Annotated in this window: 17 protein-coding genes and 1 pseudogene; 8 read left to right on the top strand and 10 right to left on the bottom strand. The window is 71.7% G+C overall.

Annotated elements, in window-relative coordinates:
* Positions 1–34 precede the first annotated feature (34 nt).
* The 4 genes from LX83_RS23050 to LX83_RS23035 all read right to left on the bottom strand — a co-directional run bounded on the left by LX83_RS23050 (position 35) and on the right by LX83_RS23035 (position 3973).
* The gene (locus LX83_RS23050) at positions 35–802 is read right to left on the bottom strand and encodes an ABC transporter ATP-binding protein (RefSeq protein WP_253774795.1); all 768 of its coding nucleotides are present in this window, start codon (positions 800–802) and stop codon (positions 35–37) included.
* Positions 799–1848, bottom strand: a complete 1050-nt coding sequence (locus LX83_RS23045; protein ID WP_253774793.1) for a FecCD family ABC transporter permease — start codon at positions 1846–1848, stop codon at positions 799–801. Before LX83_RS23045 ends, LX83_RS23050 begins: the two co-directional genes overlap by 4 nt.
* On the bottom strand, positions 1832–2887 hold the full coding sequence (locus tag LX83_RS23040) for an ABC transporter substrate-binding protein (protein WP_253774791.1): 1056 nt from the start codon (positions 2885–2887) through the stop codon (positions 1832–1834). The genes LX83_RS23045 and LX83_RS23040 overlap by 17 nt, the downstream gene beginning before the upstream one ends.
* A gap of 138 nt (positions 2888–3025) precedes the next feature.
* A complete protein-coding gene (locus LX83_RS23035) occupies positions 3026–3973 on the bottom strand; it encodes a GlxA family transcriptional regulator (RefSeq protein ID WP_253774789.1) in 948 nt (315 codons plus the stop codon).
* A gap of 111 nt (positions 3974–4084) precedes the next feature.
* Between LX83_RS23035 and LX83_RS23030 the strand changes: the two genes are divergently transcribed.
* The gene (locus tag LX83_RS23030; protein ID WP_253774787.1) at positions 4085–4771 is read left to right on the top strand and encodes a DJ-1/PfpI family protein; all 687 of its coding nucleotides are present in this window, start codon (positions 4085–4087) and stop codon (positions 4769–4771) included.
* Between the two features lie 30 nt (positions 4772–4801).
* Here the strand turns inward: LX83_RS23030 and LX83_RS23025 are convergent, their stop codons facing one another.
* Positions 4802–5539 (bottom strand): zf-HC2 domain-containing protein, encoded by a 738-nt coding sequence (locus LX83_RS23025; protein ID WP_253774785.1) that lies wholly within the window; start codon positions 5537–5539, stop codon positions 4802–4804.
* Between the two features lie 65 nt (positions 5540–5604).
* Between LX83_RS23025 and sigC the strand changes: the two genes are divergently transcribed.
* Together sigC and LX83_RS23015 are read left to right on the top strand one after the other, a co-directional pair.
* Positions 5605–6180: an RNA polymerase sigma factor SigC gene (sigC, locus tag LX83_RS23020; RefSeq protein WP_253774784.1), complete on the top strand. Its 576-nt coding sequence runs from the start codon at positions 5605–5607 to the stop codon at positions 6178–6180.
* A 74-nt stretch (positions 6181–6254) separates the two neighbouring features.
* Positions 6255–7157, top strand: coding sequence for an enolase C-terminal domain-like protein (locus LX83_RS23015; RefSeq protein WP_253774782.1), 903 nt, complete (start codon positions 6255–6257; stop codon positions 7155–7157).
* A gap of 45 nt (positions 7158–7202) precedes the next feature.
* On the opposite strand, the gene LX83_RS38770 is transcribed toward LX83_RS23015, so the two are convergent.
* Entirely contained in the window at positions 7203–7646 is a 444-nt protein-coding gene (locus LX83_RS38770) for an FAD-binding oxidoreductase (RefSeq protein WP_407649645.1), read from the bottom strand.
* Between the two features lie 73 nt (positions 7647–7719).
* Between LX83_RS38770 and LX83_RS23005 the strand changes: the two genes are divergently transcribed.
* Positions 7720–8382, top strand: a complete 663-nt coding sequence (locus tag LX83_RS23005; protein ID WP_253774780.1) for an alpha/beta fold hydrolase — start codon at positions 7720–7722, stop codon at positions 8380–8382.
* A gap of 1 nt (position 8383) precedes the next feature.
* Here the strand turns inward: LX83_RS23005 and LX83_RS38500 are convergent, their stop codons facing one another.
* The 3 genes and pseudogenes from LX83_RS38500 to LX83_RS22990 form a co-directional block, all read right to left on the bottom strand.
* On the bottom strand, positions 8384–8782 hold the full coding sequence (locus tag LX83_RS38500) for a glycoside hydrolase family 15 protein (RefSeq protein ID WP_253775207.1): 399 nt from the start codon (positions 8780–8782) through the stop codon (positions 8384–8386).
* Between the two features lie 34 nt (positions 8783–8816).
* Positions 8817–9068 (bottom strand): annotated as a pseudogene (locus LX83_RS38495) (trehalase-like domain-containing protein); the annotation flags it as partial.
* Between the two features lie 3 nt (positions 9069–9071).
* Positions 9072–10151 (bottom strand): glucose 1-dehydrogenase, encoded by a 1080-nt coding sequence (locus tag LX83_RS22990; RefSeq protein WP_253774779.1) that lies wholly within the window; start codon positions 10149–10151, stop codon positions 9072–9074.
* 42 nt (positions 10152–10193) lie between these two features.
* On the opposite strand from LX83_RS22990, the gene LX83_RS22985 reads away from it, so the two are divergent.
* Together LX83_RS22985 and LX83_RS22980 are read left to right on the top strand one after the other, a co-directional pair.
* Positions 10194–11072 (top strand): AraC family transcriptional regulator, encoded by an 879-nt coding sequence (locus LX83_RS22985; RefSeq protein WP_253774777.1) that lies wholly within the window; start codon positions 10194–10196, stop codon positions 11070–11072.
* Positions 11073–11293: 221 nt separating this feature from the next.
* Positions 11294–11956: a lytic polysaccharide monooxygenase auxiliary activity family 9 protein gene (locus LX83_RS22980; protein WP_253774775.1), complete on the top strand. Its 663-nt coding sequence runs from the start codon at positions 11294–11296 to the stop codon at positions 11954–11956.
* Between the two features lie 108 nt (positions 11957–12064).
* On the opposite strand, the gene LX83_RS22975 is transcribed toward LX83_RS22980, so the two are convergent.
* A complete protein-coding gene (locus LX83_RS22975) occupies positions 12065–12838 on the bottom strand; it encodes a TetR/AcrR family transcriptional regulator (RefSeq protein WP_253774773.1) in 774 nt (257 codons plus the stop codon).
* A gap of 60 nt (positions 12839–12898) precedes the next feature.
* On the opposite strand from LX83_RS22975, the gene LX83_RS22970 reads away from it, so the two are divergent.
* Entirely contained in the window at positions 12899–13723 is an 825-nt protein-coding gene (locus tag LX83_RS22970; protein WP_253774771.1) for an ABC transporter ATP-binding protein, read from the top strand.
* Positions 13720–14526, top strand: a complete 807-nt coding sequence (locus LX83_RS22965; RefSeq protein ID WP_253774769.1) for an ABC transporter permease — start codon at positions 13720–13722, stop codon at positions 14524–14526. Before LX83_RS22970 ends, LX83_RS22965 begins: the two co-directional genes overlap by 4 nt.
* The last annotated feature ends 47 nt before the right edge of the window (positions 14527–14573 follow it).

The following is a 14573-nucleotide window of genomic DNA, read 5'->3' as shown; positions in this document are numbered from 1 at the left end:
TGTGCGGGCGGGCAGGTGTGAGTCGAGGCCGGCGTCAGGCCGGCGGGGCGGTGACGAAGTGGGGGCGTCCGGTGATCGGATGCGGGGCGATGGCACCCCGCACGCCGAACACCGCGGCGACCCGGTCCGGGCTGAGCACGTCGGCCGGCGGGCCGGTGGCGATCACCCGGCCGCGGTGCAGCAGCACCAGCTGGTCGCAGTAGGCGGTGGCGTGGTCCAGGTCGTGCAGTGCCGCGATCGTGGTCAATCCCAGGCCGCGCACCAGCTCCAGCAGTTCCAACTGGGCGCCGATGTCGAGGTGGTTGGTGGGTTCGTCCAGCAGCAGCACCGGTGCCTGCTGGGTCAGCGCCCTGGCCAGCAGCACCCGCTGCCGCTCCCCACCGGACAGCGTCGCGAACACCCGGTGCCCGGCCCAGCCCATCCCCACCCGCTCCAGCGCGGCGCGGGCGATGTCCCGGTCGGCCTGGCTCTCCCGGTCCAGCAGTCCCTGGTGCGGGGTGCGGCCCATGGCGACGGTCTCGCGCACCGAGTAGTCGTTGTCCAGGTCGTGGTCCTGGGTGACCACGGCGACGCGCCGGCCCACCTGCCGCGCGCTGGACCGCCACACCTCGTCCGGTCCGATCAGGACAGTGCCGGTCGCGGGGCGCAGTGCCCGGTACAGGCAGCGGAGCAGGGTGCTCTTGCCCGAGCCGTTCGGCCCGACCAGCCCGGTCACGCCGCCCGACCGCACCGCCAGGGTCACCCCGTTCAGGATCGGGTTGTCGTCGATGGCCACCGACACCCCGTCGACCACGACCCTCATCGCAGCGCCCGCTTCCGCCGGCGCAGCAGCACCAGGAAGAACGGCGCGCCCAGGGCCGCGGTGAAGATGCCGACGGGCATCTCGTTGGGGCGGTCCACCGTGCGGGTCACCAGGTCCACCAGCACCAGGAAGACGGCACCCGCCACCAGCGACACCGGGAACACCCTGCGGTGGTCCGGCCCGACCACCAGCCGCACCGCGTGCGGCACGATCAGCCCCACGAACCCGATCCCGCCGACCGCGCTCACCACCGCCGCGGTCAGCAGTGACGACGCGACCAGCAGCAGGATCCGCAGCCGGTGCACGTTCACGCCCAGTCCGGCGGCGGTGTCGTCACCGACCGACAACGCGTTCATCGGCCGTGCCCGGGTGAACAGCCACACCACCACGACCGCGGTCGCCACGGCCGGCGCGGCGAGGTCGGGCCACCCGGCGCCCGCCACCGAACCGAGCAGCCAGAACATCACCCCGCGCAGTTCGGCCGGGTTGGCTCGCAGTTGCAGGTAGCTGGTGGCGGCGTTGCCCAGGGCGGCCACGGCCACCCCGGCCAGCACCAGGCTGGTGCCGACCAGCCGGCCACCGCGCTGCGCGAGCACGAAGACCGCGGCCAGGCTCGCCAGTGCGCCGGCGAACGCGGCGCCGGCCACCCCGAGGCCGGCGACCACGCCCGCGCCCGCGGTGAGCGCGATGACCGCGCCCAACGACGCGCCAGCGGTGACACCGAACAGGTACGGGTCGGCCAGCGGGTTGCGCACCAGCGTCTGCAGGCACACCCCGGCCAGGCTCAGCCCACCGCCCGCCAGGGCCGCCAACAGCACGCGGGGTGCGCGGAACTGCCAGACGATCTGGTCGGTCAACGGGTCCAGCGCGTCGGTGCCGCCGAACAGGTGCGCCCACACCACGGTGACCACCTCACCGACCGGCACGTCCACCGTGCCCACGCCGATCGCGAACGCCACCGCCACCCCCAACCCGCCGGTCAGCACCGCGACCAGCACGGTGAACCCGGCGCCGGAGACCAGGTGCGGGCTAGCCGTGCGCGGCATCGGCGATCCTGGCCACCGCGACGGCGTTGAGCGGCCCCAGGTAGCAGCCGTCGGACAGCGACGTGAACCGCCGGTGCTCGGCCGCAGCCCACTGGGGGAACTTGGCGAACAGGTCGTCGGCGAGCACCTCGGGGTTCTCGTCGGACTGGAACAACCCGACCACCAGCAGGTCCACCTTGGCCGAGGCCAACGCCTCGGCGTTGATCTCGGCCAGCTCGGTGAACGTCCTCCCGGCGAACGGGTTCACCCCGCCGGCGCGCCGCACGATGTCGTCGTAGATCCCGCCGCCGAACACCGCGGGCAGCCCGTTGTTGTTCATCATGGACATTCCCGGGTAGACGATCAAGGCGTTGCGGCGCTCCTGGCCCGCCACCCGCTTCTCCACCTCGCTGATCCGCGTGCGCTGCTCGTTGACGTAGTCCGCGGCCCGCTGCTGCACGTCGAAGATCCGCCCCAGCTCCAGCAGCAGCTCGAACGACGACTCGATGGACTGGCCCAGGTAGCGCTCCTGGTCGGCCTCGGGTGCCCGGGGGTCACCGAAGGCGCAGTTCACCGGCGTGACGAAGCTGGCGATCCCCGCCTCGGCGAGCTGGTCCCGGCTGATCGACCCGATCTTCTCGTCGAACCCGCCGGCCCAGGTCGAGATCACCAGGTCGGGCTTGAGGGCCAGCACCTGCTCGCGGGGCACCTCGAAGTTCTGGTTGAGCGTCAGGCCACCGGTGGGCACGGCCTTGACCCGCTCCACCATGCCCGGCTCGTCGGAGACCCCGTAGGACTGGCTGTTGGCCAGGATGCGGTCCTGGATGCCCAGCACGACGAAGCTCTCGACCTCGGCCACGGACGTGCCGTTGAGCAGCACCACGCGGCTGGGCGGTTGGGTGAACGTCAGCGTGCGACCGCAGTTGTCGATGGTCAGCGGGTAGCTGGTGGCGGCGGCCGTCGCCGGCGGCGGTGTCGACGGCGCGGTCTGCGGGGCATCCGCTCCGGACGGCGCGCCACACGCGGCGGCCCCCAGGGACAGCAACAGCGGAATCAGCACGAGCGCGTGCCGACCTGATCGGGAGAACACGTGCCACAGGTCGGTTCCGCACGGCGGTTGGTTCCCGGCGATCTCGGCGGGTTCGCCGCGGGGCACGGCGGCGCGGGGCGCGGTGGTGCGGACGGAACGCGGCGGGGCTCAGCCGTGGAAGGCGGCGCGGTAGGAGCGCGGCGTGGTGCCGAGGTGGCGGGAGAAGTGGTGGCGCATGGTCTCGGGCGACCCGAACCCGGTCACCCGGGCGATCCGGTCCACCGAGAGATCGGTTGTCTCCAGCAGTTCGCGTGCCCGCTGCAGGCGCCGGTCGAGCAGCCACCGCAGCGGGGTGGTGCCGGTCTGCGCGTGGAACCGCCGGGACAGGCTGCGGGTGCTCATCCGCGCCTGGGCGGCGATGTCGGCGAGGGTCAGTGGGGTGTCGAGGTTGCCCAGCATCCACTGCAGCGTGGGGCCGAGGTCGTCGCCGCTGGTGCCGGGGTCGGGGTGTTCGATGAACTGGGCCTGGCCGCCGGCGCGCTGCGGCGGCATGACGATGACCCGTGCGGTGGCGGCCGCCGTTGCCGCGCCGTGGTCCTGGCGCACCATGTGCAGGCACAGATCCAGTCCCGCGGCGACCCCGGCGGAGGTCAGGATCTGCCCGTTGTCCACGAACAGCACGGACGGGTCCACCGCCACGTCCGGGAACTCCTCGGCCAGCTGATCGGCGAGCAGCCAGTGGGTGGCCGCCCGGCGGCCGTCGAGCAGGCCGGCCGCCGCGAGCACGAACGCCCCGGTGCAGATGGACGCCACGCGTGCGCCCCGGGCGGCCGCGTCGCGCAGCAGCCGCACGGTGCGCGGGTGCGGCGGTTGACCGGGTGCGACACCGGGCACGATCAGCGTGTCGGCGTCGCGCGCGTCGTCCAACCCGTACCGCGAGCGCACCTGGAAGTACTCCTGTCCCGCGACGGTCGCGGTGACCGCCGGCTCGGCGCACACCCGGACCTCGTAGGCCGGCCTGCCGTCGGGGTGCCGGGTGGCGGCGAACACCTGGCACGGAATGGCCAGGTCGAAGGCAACCACACCGTTGAGGGCGAGAACCGCGACCACGTGCATGTGGCCGGATCTTACGGATTGTCGGCGGTCGCACCACTGTCCCCGGCCACCGGGCGCCGACATAGTGAGCCAGGAAGAGCTTTCCCCGCACCACTTCCCTGGAGATCCACCGTGGACAGACGCAACCCCGCACCCGCCACCGAGTTCGGCCCCGGTCCGGGCGCCGACGGACCGCCCGCCGGGCCGCGCGGCGCGTCCCTTCGCGTGCACGTCGTCCTCTACGACGGCGTGGAGGAGCAGGACTTCGTCGGCCCGGTCACGGTTTTCGGCACCGTCGAGAACATCACCCAGACCTTTGTCAGCGTTGCCGGGCCCCGCACCGTGCACACGGCGTCCGGGATGGGCATCGTGGTCAGCGCCCCGTGGTCACCGCGGTCGGCCGACGTGGTCGTGGTGCCCGGTGGCGGTTTCGGTCCGGGGTCCGGTGTGGACAGACAGATCCGGGACGGCGTGCTGCCCGAGGCGTTGGCGGATGCCAGGCGCCCCGGGCTGGTCCTGCTGGGGGTGTGCACGGGGTCCCTGCTGCTCGCGGCGGCCGGGCTCACCGCGGGGCGCCCCTGCACCACCCACCACGTCGCCGTGGCGGAGCTGCGGGCGCGGGGCGGGAACGTGGTCGGCGGCCGGGTGGTCGACGACGGCGACCTGGTCACCTCCGGTGGGGTCACCTCCGGCCTAGACGCCGGCCTGTGGCTCACCGAGCGGTTCTTCGGCCCCCAGACCGCCCTGTTCGCCGAGATGGTGCTGGAGTACGAGCGACGCGGCACGGTGTGGCGATCCCCGTGCCCTGACCGCGGGTAGCGCGGCGTGGCGCGGCAGGGCGGCCCCCGGTCAGGCCGCGCGGCGGTGGCTGGCCGGCCGCAGCGGCGGTCGGCCGGGCCTGATGCCCCGACCGGCGGGCTGGTCCAGGTCGCCGTCGGTGTCGATGTCGTCGTCGGGGCTGGTGGCCGCGTCCGGCCGGCCGGGAGTGGGCGCGCCCCGGTCCCGGCACTGGCGGTGCACGGCGTAGAGCAGTCCCAGGCCCAGCACGAGCAGACCGTGCGAGGCCACCCTGGTGGTGGTGGCCGCACCGGTGATCAGGTCGTGAACGGACAGCACGACCAGCAGCAGCACGAACCCGCTCAACACGGGGAGCAGCCCGGCGGCGTCCCTGGCCCGCAGGGCGACCCAGCCAAGGCCGATGCCCAGGGCCAGGTTCCACGCGGTGCTCTCGTTGAACAGGTGCCCGGCCATTTCCGCGGCGCCGTGGGAGTGCTCGGCGGCGTCGACCGCCAGCAACTGGCTCAGGCCGAGGGCCAGTTGGGCGACGGCCACCACACCCAGGGCCGCCCGCAGCACCCAGCCGCGCTGCGGTGGGGCGGGTGCCCGCGCCAGGATCTCGTCGGCCAGGTCGGGGGCGGTGGTGGCCGGGCGGACGCGCAGCGAGCGGTTCAACACCGCGAGTCGGGCCTGCCACGCTCGGCACGCCGCGCAGTCACGCAGGTGTTGGTCGGTCCGGTCGGCCGGTACCGGTTCCTGTTCACCGTCGATGCGGGCGGAAAGCGCCTCGCGGCAGGTCGTGCAGTCCACGTTCCAGATTGTCGGCCGAACGGGCCTAGAAGTTCCGGCCGGGTCCTGGATTACGCTGCCTGATCATGACGAGCCCGGACAGTGCGGACCTACCGACCACCCAGCTGGCGCTGGCCGCCGGTCGAGGCGACCGGCGTGCGCTGGAGGAGTTCGTCCGCGCTACCCAGCGTGACGTGTGGCGCTTCGTGGCGCACCTGGCCGGTGTCGCGGCAGCGGACGACCTGACCCAGGAGACCTACCTGCGCGCGCTGGGCAGCCTGCGTCGGTTCGCCGCCCGTTCCTCGGCCCGCACGTGGTTGCTGTCGATCGCCCGCCGGGTCGTGGTCGACCAGGTCCGCTCGGCCGTGGCCAGGCCCCGCACCAGCGCCGGCGTGGACTGGGTCGACGCGGCCGAACAGGCGCAGGCGCGGGACCGCGGGGTGCGCGCGGGTTTCGAGGACGTGGTGGAGTTGAACCTGCTGCTCGCCGGGCTGGACCGGGAACGCCGCGAAGTGCTGGTGCTCACCCAGATCCTGGGACTGTCCTATCAGGAGGCCGCCGAGGTCTGCGGCTGCCCGGTCGGCACGGTCCGGTCGCGGGTGGCCAGGGCCCGCGAGGACCTGTTGCGCGCCAGCGAGGAACCCAACGCCGGCACCGGCTGACGCGGCACCGCCGCCGGGCCTGGTGCATGCTGGAGGGGCCGGGCCACCCCGCCGTTCAGGGGAGGAAGGGCGCGATGATCGAATCGGTCGGTGCGAGCGCCTACCGGGTGCCCACGCCCGTGCCCGAGGCGGACGGGACGCTCGCGTGGGACGCCACCACGATCGTCGTCGTGACGGCGCGGGCCGACGGCAGGACCGGTCTGGGGTGGACCTACACCGACGCCAGCTGCGCGGACCTGGTCAACGGGATGCTGGCCGGCGTTGTCGTCGGCACCAACCAGCTCGACGTCCGGTCGGGCTGGCACGCGATGCAACGCGCCGTGCGCAACGTGGGCCGGCCAGGACTGGCGGCCTCGGCACTGTCCGCTGTGGACATCGCGCTGTGGGACCTGGCCGCCCGCTCGGTGGAGCTGCCACTGGCCACGCTGCTCGGGCGGGTGCGCGACCGGGCGGAGGTCTTCGTCGACGCCAACGGGGCCTACTCGGTCGGGCAGGCCGTCCGCGTTGGACAGCGGCTCGCCGAGTGGGACGTCACCTGGTTCGAGGAACCGGTCTCCAGCGACGACCTGCCCGGGTTGGCCCACGTGCGAGCGCGGACCAGCCCGGACGTGGCCGCCGGGGAGTACGGCTACGACCTGCCCTACTTCGCCCGGATGGTGGGTGCCGCCGCGGTGGACTGCGTGCAGGTGGACGTGACCCGCTGCGGCGGGTACACCGAGTGGGCGCGGATCGCGGCGGTGGCCGCCGCCCACAACCGGGACGTGTCCGCGCACTGCGCGCCCAACCTGTCCGCGCACATCGCCGTGGCCACACCGAACTTCCGGCACATCGAGTGGTTCGCCGACCACGACCGGATCGAGTCGGAGTTCTTCACCGGGGTTCTCGATCCCGGCGGCGGCACGGTGGCGCCGGGCGAGGCACCGGGGCACGGGATGAGCCTGCGGCACGACACGGCTGATCGCCACCGGCTGCGCTGAAGTCGCGGGTGCACACCCAACTGGCGTCGCGTGTGGACGGATGCCTCAGGCGCGTCGGCCGCGCCGCCGAGCCTGCTGGGTGCCCGAGGGGGCACGCCGGGCACTGGCCAGGCCGCGGAGGGCCCGGCCGGCCGCGCCCAGCCGCAGATCCTCGTCCACGGCGTGCGGCGCCACGACCTTGCCCGGATTCATCCGGTTGGTCGGGTCGAACAGCGCCTTGAGTTCGGCGAACGCCCGCACGACGGTCGGGCCGAACATGCGGGTCAGCAGCTGCCCCCGGGCCTGGCCGTCACCGTGTTCGCCGGACAGCGAACCGCCGTGGGAGGCGACCAGGTCGGCCGCGCGGGCGAGGAAGTCCCGGAAGTTGCGCGTCCCGGCCGAGGTCTCCAGCCGGAACGGGATAGGTTGGGTAGGTAGTCCAGGCGGCGGATCGTCCAGTTGCGCTGGTGCGTGACGGCTGAGATGGCTGGATGCCGCGCCAGCGGACACAGTCGAGAGCCGAGTGGCCTGATTCAGAATCTAATCCGTTGCCGCCCGAGATAACAGCGTGCACAGTACGGTCATGGAGATGCGTGATCATGGCGGTGATGGGCCCCCGGTCGTGTTGCTCCATGGCGGCGGCCGCACGATGTACGACTGGGATCCGCTCATCCGGTTCTTGCCCGACCTGCGAGTCGTCAGCTACAACTTCCGGCCAGGAGCCTGGAATTGGCAGACGGCGTTGATGGACCTCGCCAAGGTGATCGAGTATTTCGGCCTTGTTCGGCCTGCGGTGGTAGGCCATTCGCTTGGCGGCATGGTAGCCGCCTTGTGGGCCACCATGCACCCCGAATGTCCTCTCGCGGTCAACCTCGACGGCCACACCAACCCCACAGGTCCGGTGCTGCGAGCGTTTATCGACGAACAACTTGACGCGTCCGGCGATCCAGACCTAGCCGCGCTGATCAGTGCGTTCGACGAACTAGACCTGATCGCGACCTATCGTGCCACCCAGTGCCGCCTGGTCGTGGTCTCGTCGACGCAACCGGAATTCGAGCAGATGCTGCCCGATGAGGTCGGTGCTGCGTTTGCCGCATATCGCGGTGAGTTCGCCAAGCAACTCGGTGCCGCTGCTGCCGACACGCCTCTGCTCTCCTTGCGTGAGATCGCCACCGGACACGACGTGCATCTAGCAGCACCCGAGCAGGTCGCCGAACTCATACACGCTGGGCTGAACCAGGTGTGACCTACCGCACCCATGAACGCCTGGGGTGTTTGCCGACCTGCCTGCCAGCGTCGAGGTCGTACTCCTCGCTGAGCAGGCCGACATCGTTGCGCAGCTCGATCAGCCGCTGGAACAGGGCTCTCGCCTCGCCGGTGCGGCCGATGCCGTGCAGCGCGTCCGCCAGCCAGAAGCTGCACGCGAGGAACGCGCCCTCACCACCGGGCAGCCCGTCAACGCCACCCTCGGGTTGGTAGCGCCGTACCCCGGCAACCAGTCCAGAATCTGCTCGGGCAACTGCCTGCTGCCGTCCAGCCCGTACATGATGCGCAACTCCGCCGGGTCGCCCGCCACCGCCCGCACCAGCCACTCCCGCCAGGGCCCGGGCTTCGGCGACGAACCCGCACCAGGTCGGCCGTCGCACCCCGTGGCGGCATGCAGTCGACCACCCGCACCGTGCCGTCCGGGGTGTCCCACTCGGTCTCCAGCACCAGGGTGTCCCCGCGGTACCGGCGACGGGTGGCTGGGGCACCGGAGGCGGGCGCCAGCCGCCAGGTGCCGGCGCGCTCGTCGCCCAGCAGCGCGGCCAAGCAGGCGGGGGAGTCGAACCGGGGCAGGCACAGCCAGTCCACGCCGCCGTCGCGGCCCACCAGGGCCGCGGTGTGCAGGTCGCCCAGCAGCGCGTAGTCCTCGATCGGCGCGGTGGACACGCCTCACCCGGACCCGTCGAGGGTGATGACGACCTTCACGTCGTCGGGTTGCGCGGTGAAGGCGTCGGCGAACCGGTCCAGGGGCACGCGCCTGCTGATCAGCCCGCCCAACCAGTCCACATCGGACTCGGCGAGCACCTGCGCGGCCTGCCGGTAGTGCCGCAGGTTGGCGTTGACCGACCCGATGACGACGTCGTTCTCCAGCACCAGTCCCCGGTTGATGCCACCCGCGTCGACCGAGAGTGTGCGCCCCGCGGGGGAGACCCCGGTGAGGCACACGATGCCGTAGGGCGGCGTGCTGGCGATCGCGTCGAACACCACGCTGGCCGCGCCGGTGGCTTCCACCACCACGTCGGGCCGAACCCGCTCGGCCACCGAGTCCACGCTGTCGTGGTGGTAGGTCGCGCCCAGCGCCTGGACCAGCGCGGGTTTCGGTCCGCTGGTGACCCGGTCAAGCACGTGGACGTCCAGGCCGCGGCGCAGGCCCACCAGCGCGGCCAGCAGGCCGATCGGCCCGGCACCGGTGACCAGTGCGCGCCGCGGCTCGAACCAGCCGCGCTCGCCGACCCGCCACACCTGTTCCCACGCCTTGACGACCACCGTGGTCGGTTCCACCAGCACGCCCACGTGTGCCAGTCGGGGGTCCAGGGTGACGGCGTAGTCGATCTCCACGCACCACAGCTGACTGCCGTACCCGTCCCGCTGCTTGATGCCCCGCTCGGTGTACCGGCCGTTGCGGCACATGTCGAACTCGCCGTGCGCGCACGCCCCGCAGGGCACGGGGTCGGGCCGGCGCACCACGCCGACCACCAGGTCGCCGGGGGAGAAGCCGCTGCCGGGTGGCGCGGTGCGCACCCGCCCCAGCGACTCGTGGCCCAGCACCAGCCGCTGCCGGTCCGGCGGCGACCACCCGTACTCGGCCCGCACGATCTCCTTGTCCGTGCCACACACCCCCACGGCCAGCCCCTCGACCAGCAGGTCCCCGGCTGCCGGCTGGGGATCGGGCAGCTCGGACACCCGCAGCGAGTCGGGTTGCTTCGGGTCAACGGTCAGCGCACGCACACCGCGCAGGTACCCACGCACGCGCCGCCCACACCCGCCGGGCCGGTCGACTAGCCTTGTGCGGTGTTCGACTCGCCTGACTTCGATCTGGCGCCCTACGCGGAGTTCGCCGTGTCAGCGCAGGTGCGGCGCACCTACTGCAGTTGGAACGACGCGGGCTGGCGGTCGCTGCTCGTGCAGTGCTTCGACCACGCGCCCGAGGTCGACCGCTTTCGGCTGCCCGGCGTGGCCGACCTGCACCTCGTGCTCTGCGTGGCCGGGGACGTGACCATGCGGACGCGCGTCGACGGAAAACCGGTCCGCCGGCGCTGGATTCCCGGCAACCTGGAACTCATGATTCCCGGCCGGGCGAGCGTGCGCGAGTACCGGACGACGGCGCCGATGCGCACCATCCAGGTGCACATCCCGTCCGCGACCGTCAACCGGGCCGCGGCCCAACTGGGCGGCCCGGAGCCCGACTTCGAATCGCTGTCCGCGGCGGTGGCCGCGGGCGACCCGGTTGTCGAACAGCTCCTCCGCGCGCTGCCCGCCGCCAGCGGCGCCAACGACCTCTACGCGGAGTCGGCCGCGGCGTTCCTCGCGACGCACCTGCTGACCCAGGGGCGGCACGTCCGCCTGCCGGGCCCCGAACACGCGGCGGTCCGCGCGGGCGTCGCCCTCATGCGGGACCGGCTGGCCGAGCCGCTGACGCTGGCCGACATCGCCGCTGAGGTGCACCTGAGCGTGTACCACTTCATCCGCGTCTTCCGGGCGGCCACCGGCGAGACGCCCCACCGGTTCCTCACCCGGCTGCGGATCGAACGAGCGCGGCGGCTGCTGGCCGACAGCACCCTCACCATCGCACAGATCGCCGAGCGGTGCGGTTTCGCCAGTCCCGGAGCGCTGTCAGCGGCCTTCCTGAGCCACGTCGGCGTCCGGCCGTCGGTGTACCGCAGGATCTGACCGGTCGCGCCGGGCCCGATCGCCGTCGGGCGCCGACGTCGCACGAGCGGGTCGGCGTCCTGGTGTCGCGCACATCGCGTCCCGAGGTGTTGAACGGGTCGAAACACTTACTCAAAGTTTCGTTGAAGTTTCGGTGTGTGACGTATAGGCTGATGAATGCTTTGGGAGCGCTCCCAAATCGATCACCACCGCTCGATCATCCGGAGAGTGGAGGCCCATCCATGCGTATGCGCAGTACCTCCGGGTCCATCACCAGACGGCGAGGCATCACCACGCTGATCATCGCCACGCTGGCCTGCATGTTCGTCTGGACCCCGACAGCCTCGGCGCACGGCACCATCGTCAGTCCCGCTACCCGCGCCTACCAGTGCTGGCAAACCTGGGGCAGCCAACACACGAACCCCGCCATGCAGCAGCAGGACCCCATGTGCTGGCAGGCCTTCCAGGCCAACGCCGACACCATGTGGAACTGGATGAGCGCGCTGCGGGACGGACTTGGCGGAAACTTCCAGGGGTCGACCCCCGACGGGCAGCTCTGCAGCAATGCCCTCTCCCGCAACAACTCGCTGAACACGCCCGGCGCGTGGAAGACCACCAACGTCGGCAGCAGCTTCTCGATGCGCCTGTACGACCAGGCCAGCCACGGCGCTGACTACTTCCGGGTCTACATCAGCAAGAACGGGTACGACCCGACCACCCAGCGCCTCGGTTGGGGCGACCTCGACTTCATCACGCAGACCGGCAAGTACGCTCCGGCCAAGGAGATCACGTTCAACGTCCAGACCTCTGGCGCCTACAGGGGACACCACGTCGTGTTCACGATCTGGCAGGCCTCGCACCTGGACCAGACCTACATGTGGTGCAGTGACGTGAACTTCGGCTGAAGCTCCGGCCAACCACCCGGAACGCGGGAGTGCCTGGCCCGGTGCCGCAGTGCTGGCACCGGGCCAGGCTTTCGACGTGGTGGGCCGACGTCCGCGGGTGGCGCCGGCTCAGCCCGCTGCCCGGCGGACCAGGGCCGCGATCCCCTCGATCAGGCACTCCAGCCCGAAGGCGTACTCGTGTTCGGGATTGTGGGCGGCCTGGTGGGCCTGTCCCGCTGCCAGGCCGACGCGGTCGGCGAGCGGGAAGCTCGCGGGGTCGTGCACTTCGGCGAGTGCTGGCGCTATCGCCTGCCACCACTGCTGGTCGGTGGTGCCGGTCTGCCGCTCGACCCGGGCGGCCTCGACCTTGCGCCGGGCCACGCCCTCGACGTGGGTGTGCACGAGGGTGATCGCGGAGTCCATCTCGACGTCGGTGAGCCCGATGCCGTCGACCACGCGCAGTTCCAGGTCGTACTTGGCGATCGCGTTGGGGCCGAGCGGTGGGCGTCCGGTGAAGACCTGGAGCATCCACGGGTGGCGCAGGTACATCGCCCACTCGATGGCCGCGATCTGGCGGAGGCCGTCCCGCCAGTCGTCCGCGTCGATCTTCTCAAGTTCGGCGACCGCCTCGCCGTAGGCGGAGTCCAACATCGCCTCGACCAGCTCGGCTCGTGAGGCGACGTAGGTGTAGAGCGACATCGTGCCCACGCCCAGTGACTCGGCCACGCGCCGCATCGACAGCGGGGCCAGGTCCTTGTCGCCATCGGCGATCTCGACCGCGGCGGCGATGATCTGGTCGGTGGTCAGGGCGTGTTTCGGTCCGCGTCGGGGCAGTTGGAGAGTGCCCCACAACAGCGCGATCGTCCTGGCGGGATCGCCACTGCCGCTGCTCTCGGTTGCCACGCGTCCAGGATAGACGATGACTTCGTACGGTCTACGGAGAGCTGTGCTAGCGTTCTCCGTATGGCGTACGGAGAGAGTGTGCGAAACGGGCCGCCCGAGGGGATCCGCGCGAGCGGCCTGCGCAAGCGATACGGCGACCGAATCGCACTGGACGGATTCGACCTGAGCGTGCGGCCCGGCACGGTGTGCGGGCTGCTCGGGCCCAACGGTGCCGGCAAGACCACCGCGGTTCGGATCCTGACCACCCTGCTGCGTCCGGACAGCGGCGAGGTGTTCGTGGCCGGTTTCGACGCGGTCCGCCACCCGAGGCAGGTGCGGTACCGGATCGGGCTGGTCGGCCAGAACGCCTCGGTGGACGAGATCCTGACCGGTAGGCAGAACCTGGAGATGTTCGGTCGGCTTGGTCACCTGACGGCCAGGGCAGCGCGGCGGCGAGCCGGTGAGCTGCTGGACCAGTTCGGTCTCACCGAGGCGGCGGAGCGGCCCGTCGCGGGCTATTCCGGCGGGATGCGGCGTCGACTCGATCTGGCCACCAGCCTGATCCTGTCCCCGCCAGTGCTGTTCCTGGACGAACCCACCACCGGGCTCGACCCGGCCGCCCGCATCGAGGTCTGGGGCCATGTCCGCGATCTGGTCGACACCGGCACCACGGTGTTGCTGACCACGCAGTACCTGGAGGAAGCCGACCAGCTGGCCGACCAGATCGCGGTCATCGACGCGGGCCGCGTCGTCGCCGAGGGCACGCCGGACGAACTCAAGGCCAAGGTCGGGCCGGACCGGCTGGAGACGGTCGTCCGCAAGCCGAGCCTGGACGAGGTGTTCCTGCACCTCACCGGGCACACCGCCACCACGTCCACCCCACCAGCCGCGGAGGCAGCACGATGAGTACCCCCACCGGCGCACCGCAGTTCGCCTCGTGGTCGCGCGATGCCGCGACCCTGACCCGCCGGATCCTCCTGCACTGGCGGCAGCGCCCGGCCTCGATCCTGCTTGAGCTGCTGTTCCCGGTGTTGATGGTGGTGATGTTCGGGTACCTGTTCGGCGGTGCGATGGCCATCCCCGACGGCACCTACACCGACTTCGTCATCCCCGGCATGCTCGCCATGACCATGCTGTTCGGCCTGGAGTCCGTGGTCGTGGCGGTGACCTCCGACGCAGCCAGGGGCGTCACCGAGCGGATCCGGGCGATGCCGGTCAGCGGGGTCGCCGTGCTCACCGGGCGCAGCTGGGCCGACATGCTCAACGCGCTCGCCGGCCTCGCCGTCATGGTCGCCACCGGCCTGGTGGTGGGGTGGCGGCCGCAGCACGGCCTCGTCCCCGCCCTGGTGGCGCTGGGGCTGCTGCTGTGGTTGCGGTTCGCCTTCGTCTGGCTCGGCATCTACCTCGGGCTCCTGCTCAGGACCCCGGAGTCGGCCGTGTCCGTGCAGGTGCTGGTGTGGCCTGTCGGGTTCCTCTCCAGCGCGTTCGTCTCCCCGGAGACGATGCCCACCTGGCTGGGAGCGATCGCCACGTGGAACCCGCTCTCGGCGACCGCCACCGCCGTCCGGGAGCTGTTCGGCAACCCCACCTGGGCCGCGCACACCTGGGCCGCGGACCACTCGGTCCTGCTCGCCGTGCTGTGGCCGGCCGTGCTCACCGCGGTCTTCCTGCCGCTGGCCTACCGCCAGTACCGCTCGCTCGCGCGCTGAACCAGGCGCGCCCGCGAACCGCCGTCCGCACCGCAATGCCACCCGCA

The sequence above is a fragment of the Goodfellowiella coeruleoviolacea genome, from assembly GCF_024171785.1.
Classification (GTDB): domain Bacteria; phylum Actinomycetota; class Actinomycetes; order Mycobacteriales; family Pseudonocardiaceae; genus Goodfellowiella; species Goodfellowiella coeruleoviolacea.
This window is presented reverse-complemented; position numbering and strand designations above follow the sequence as displayed.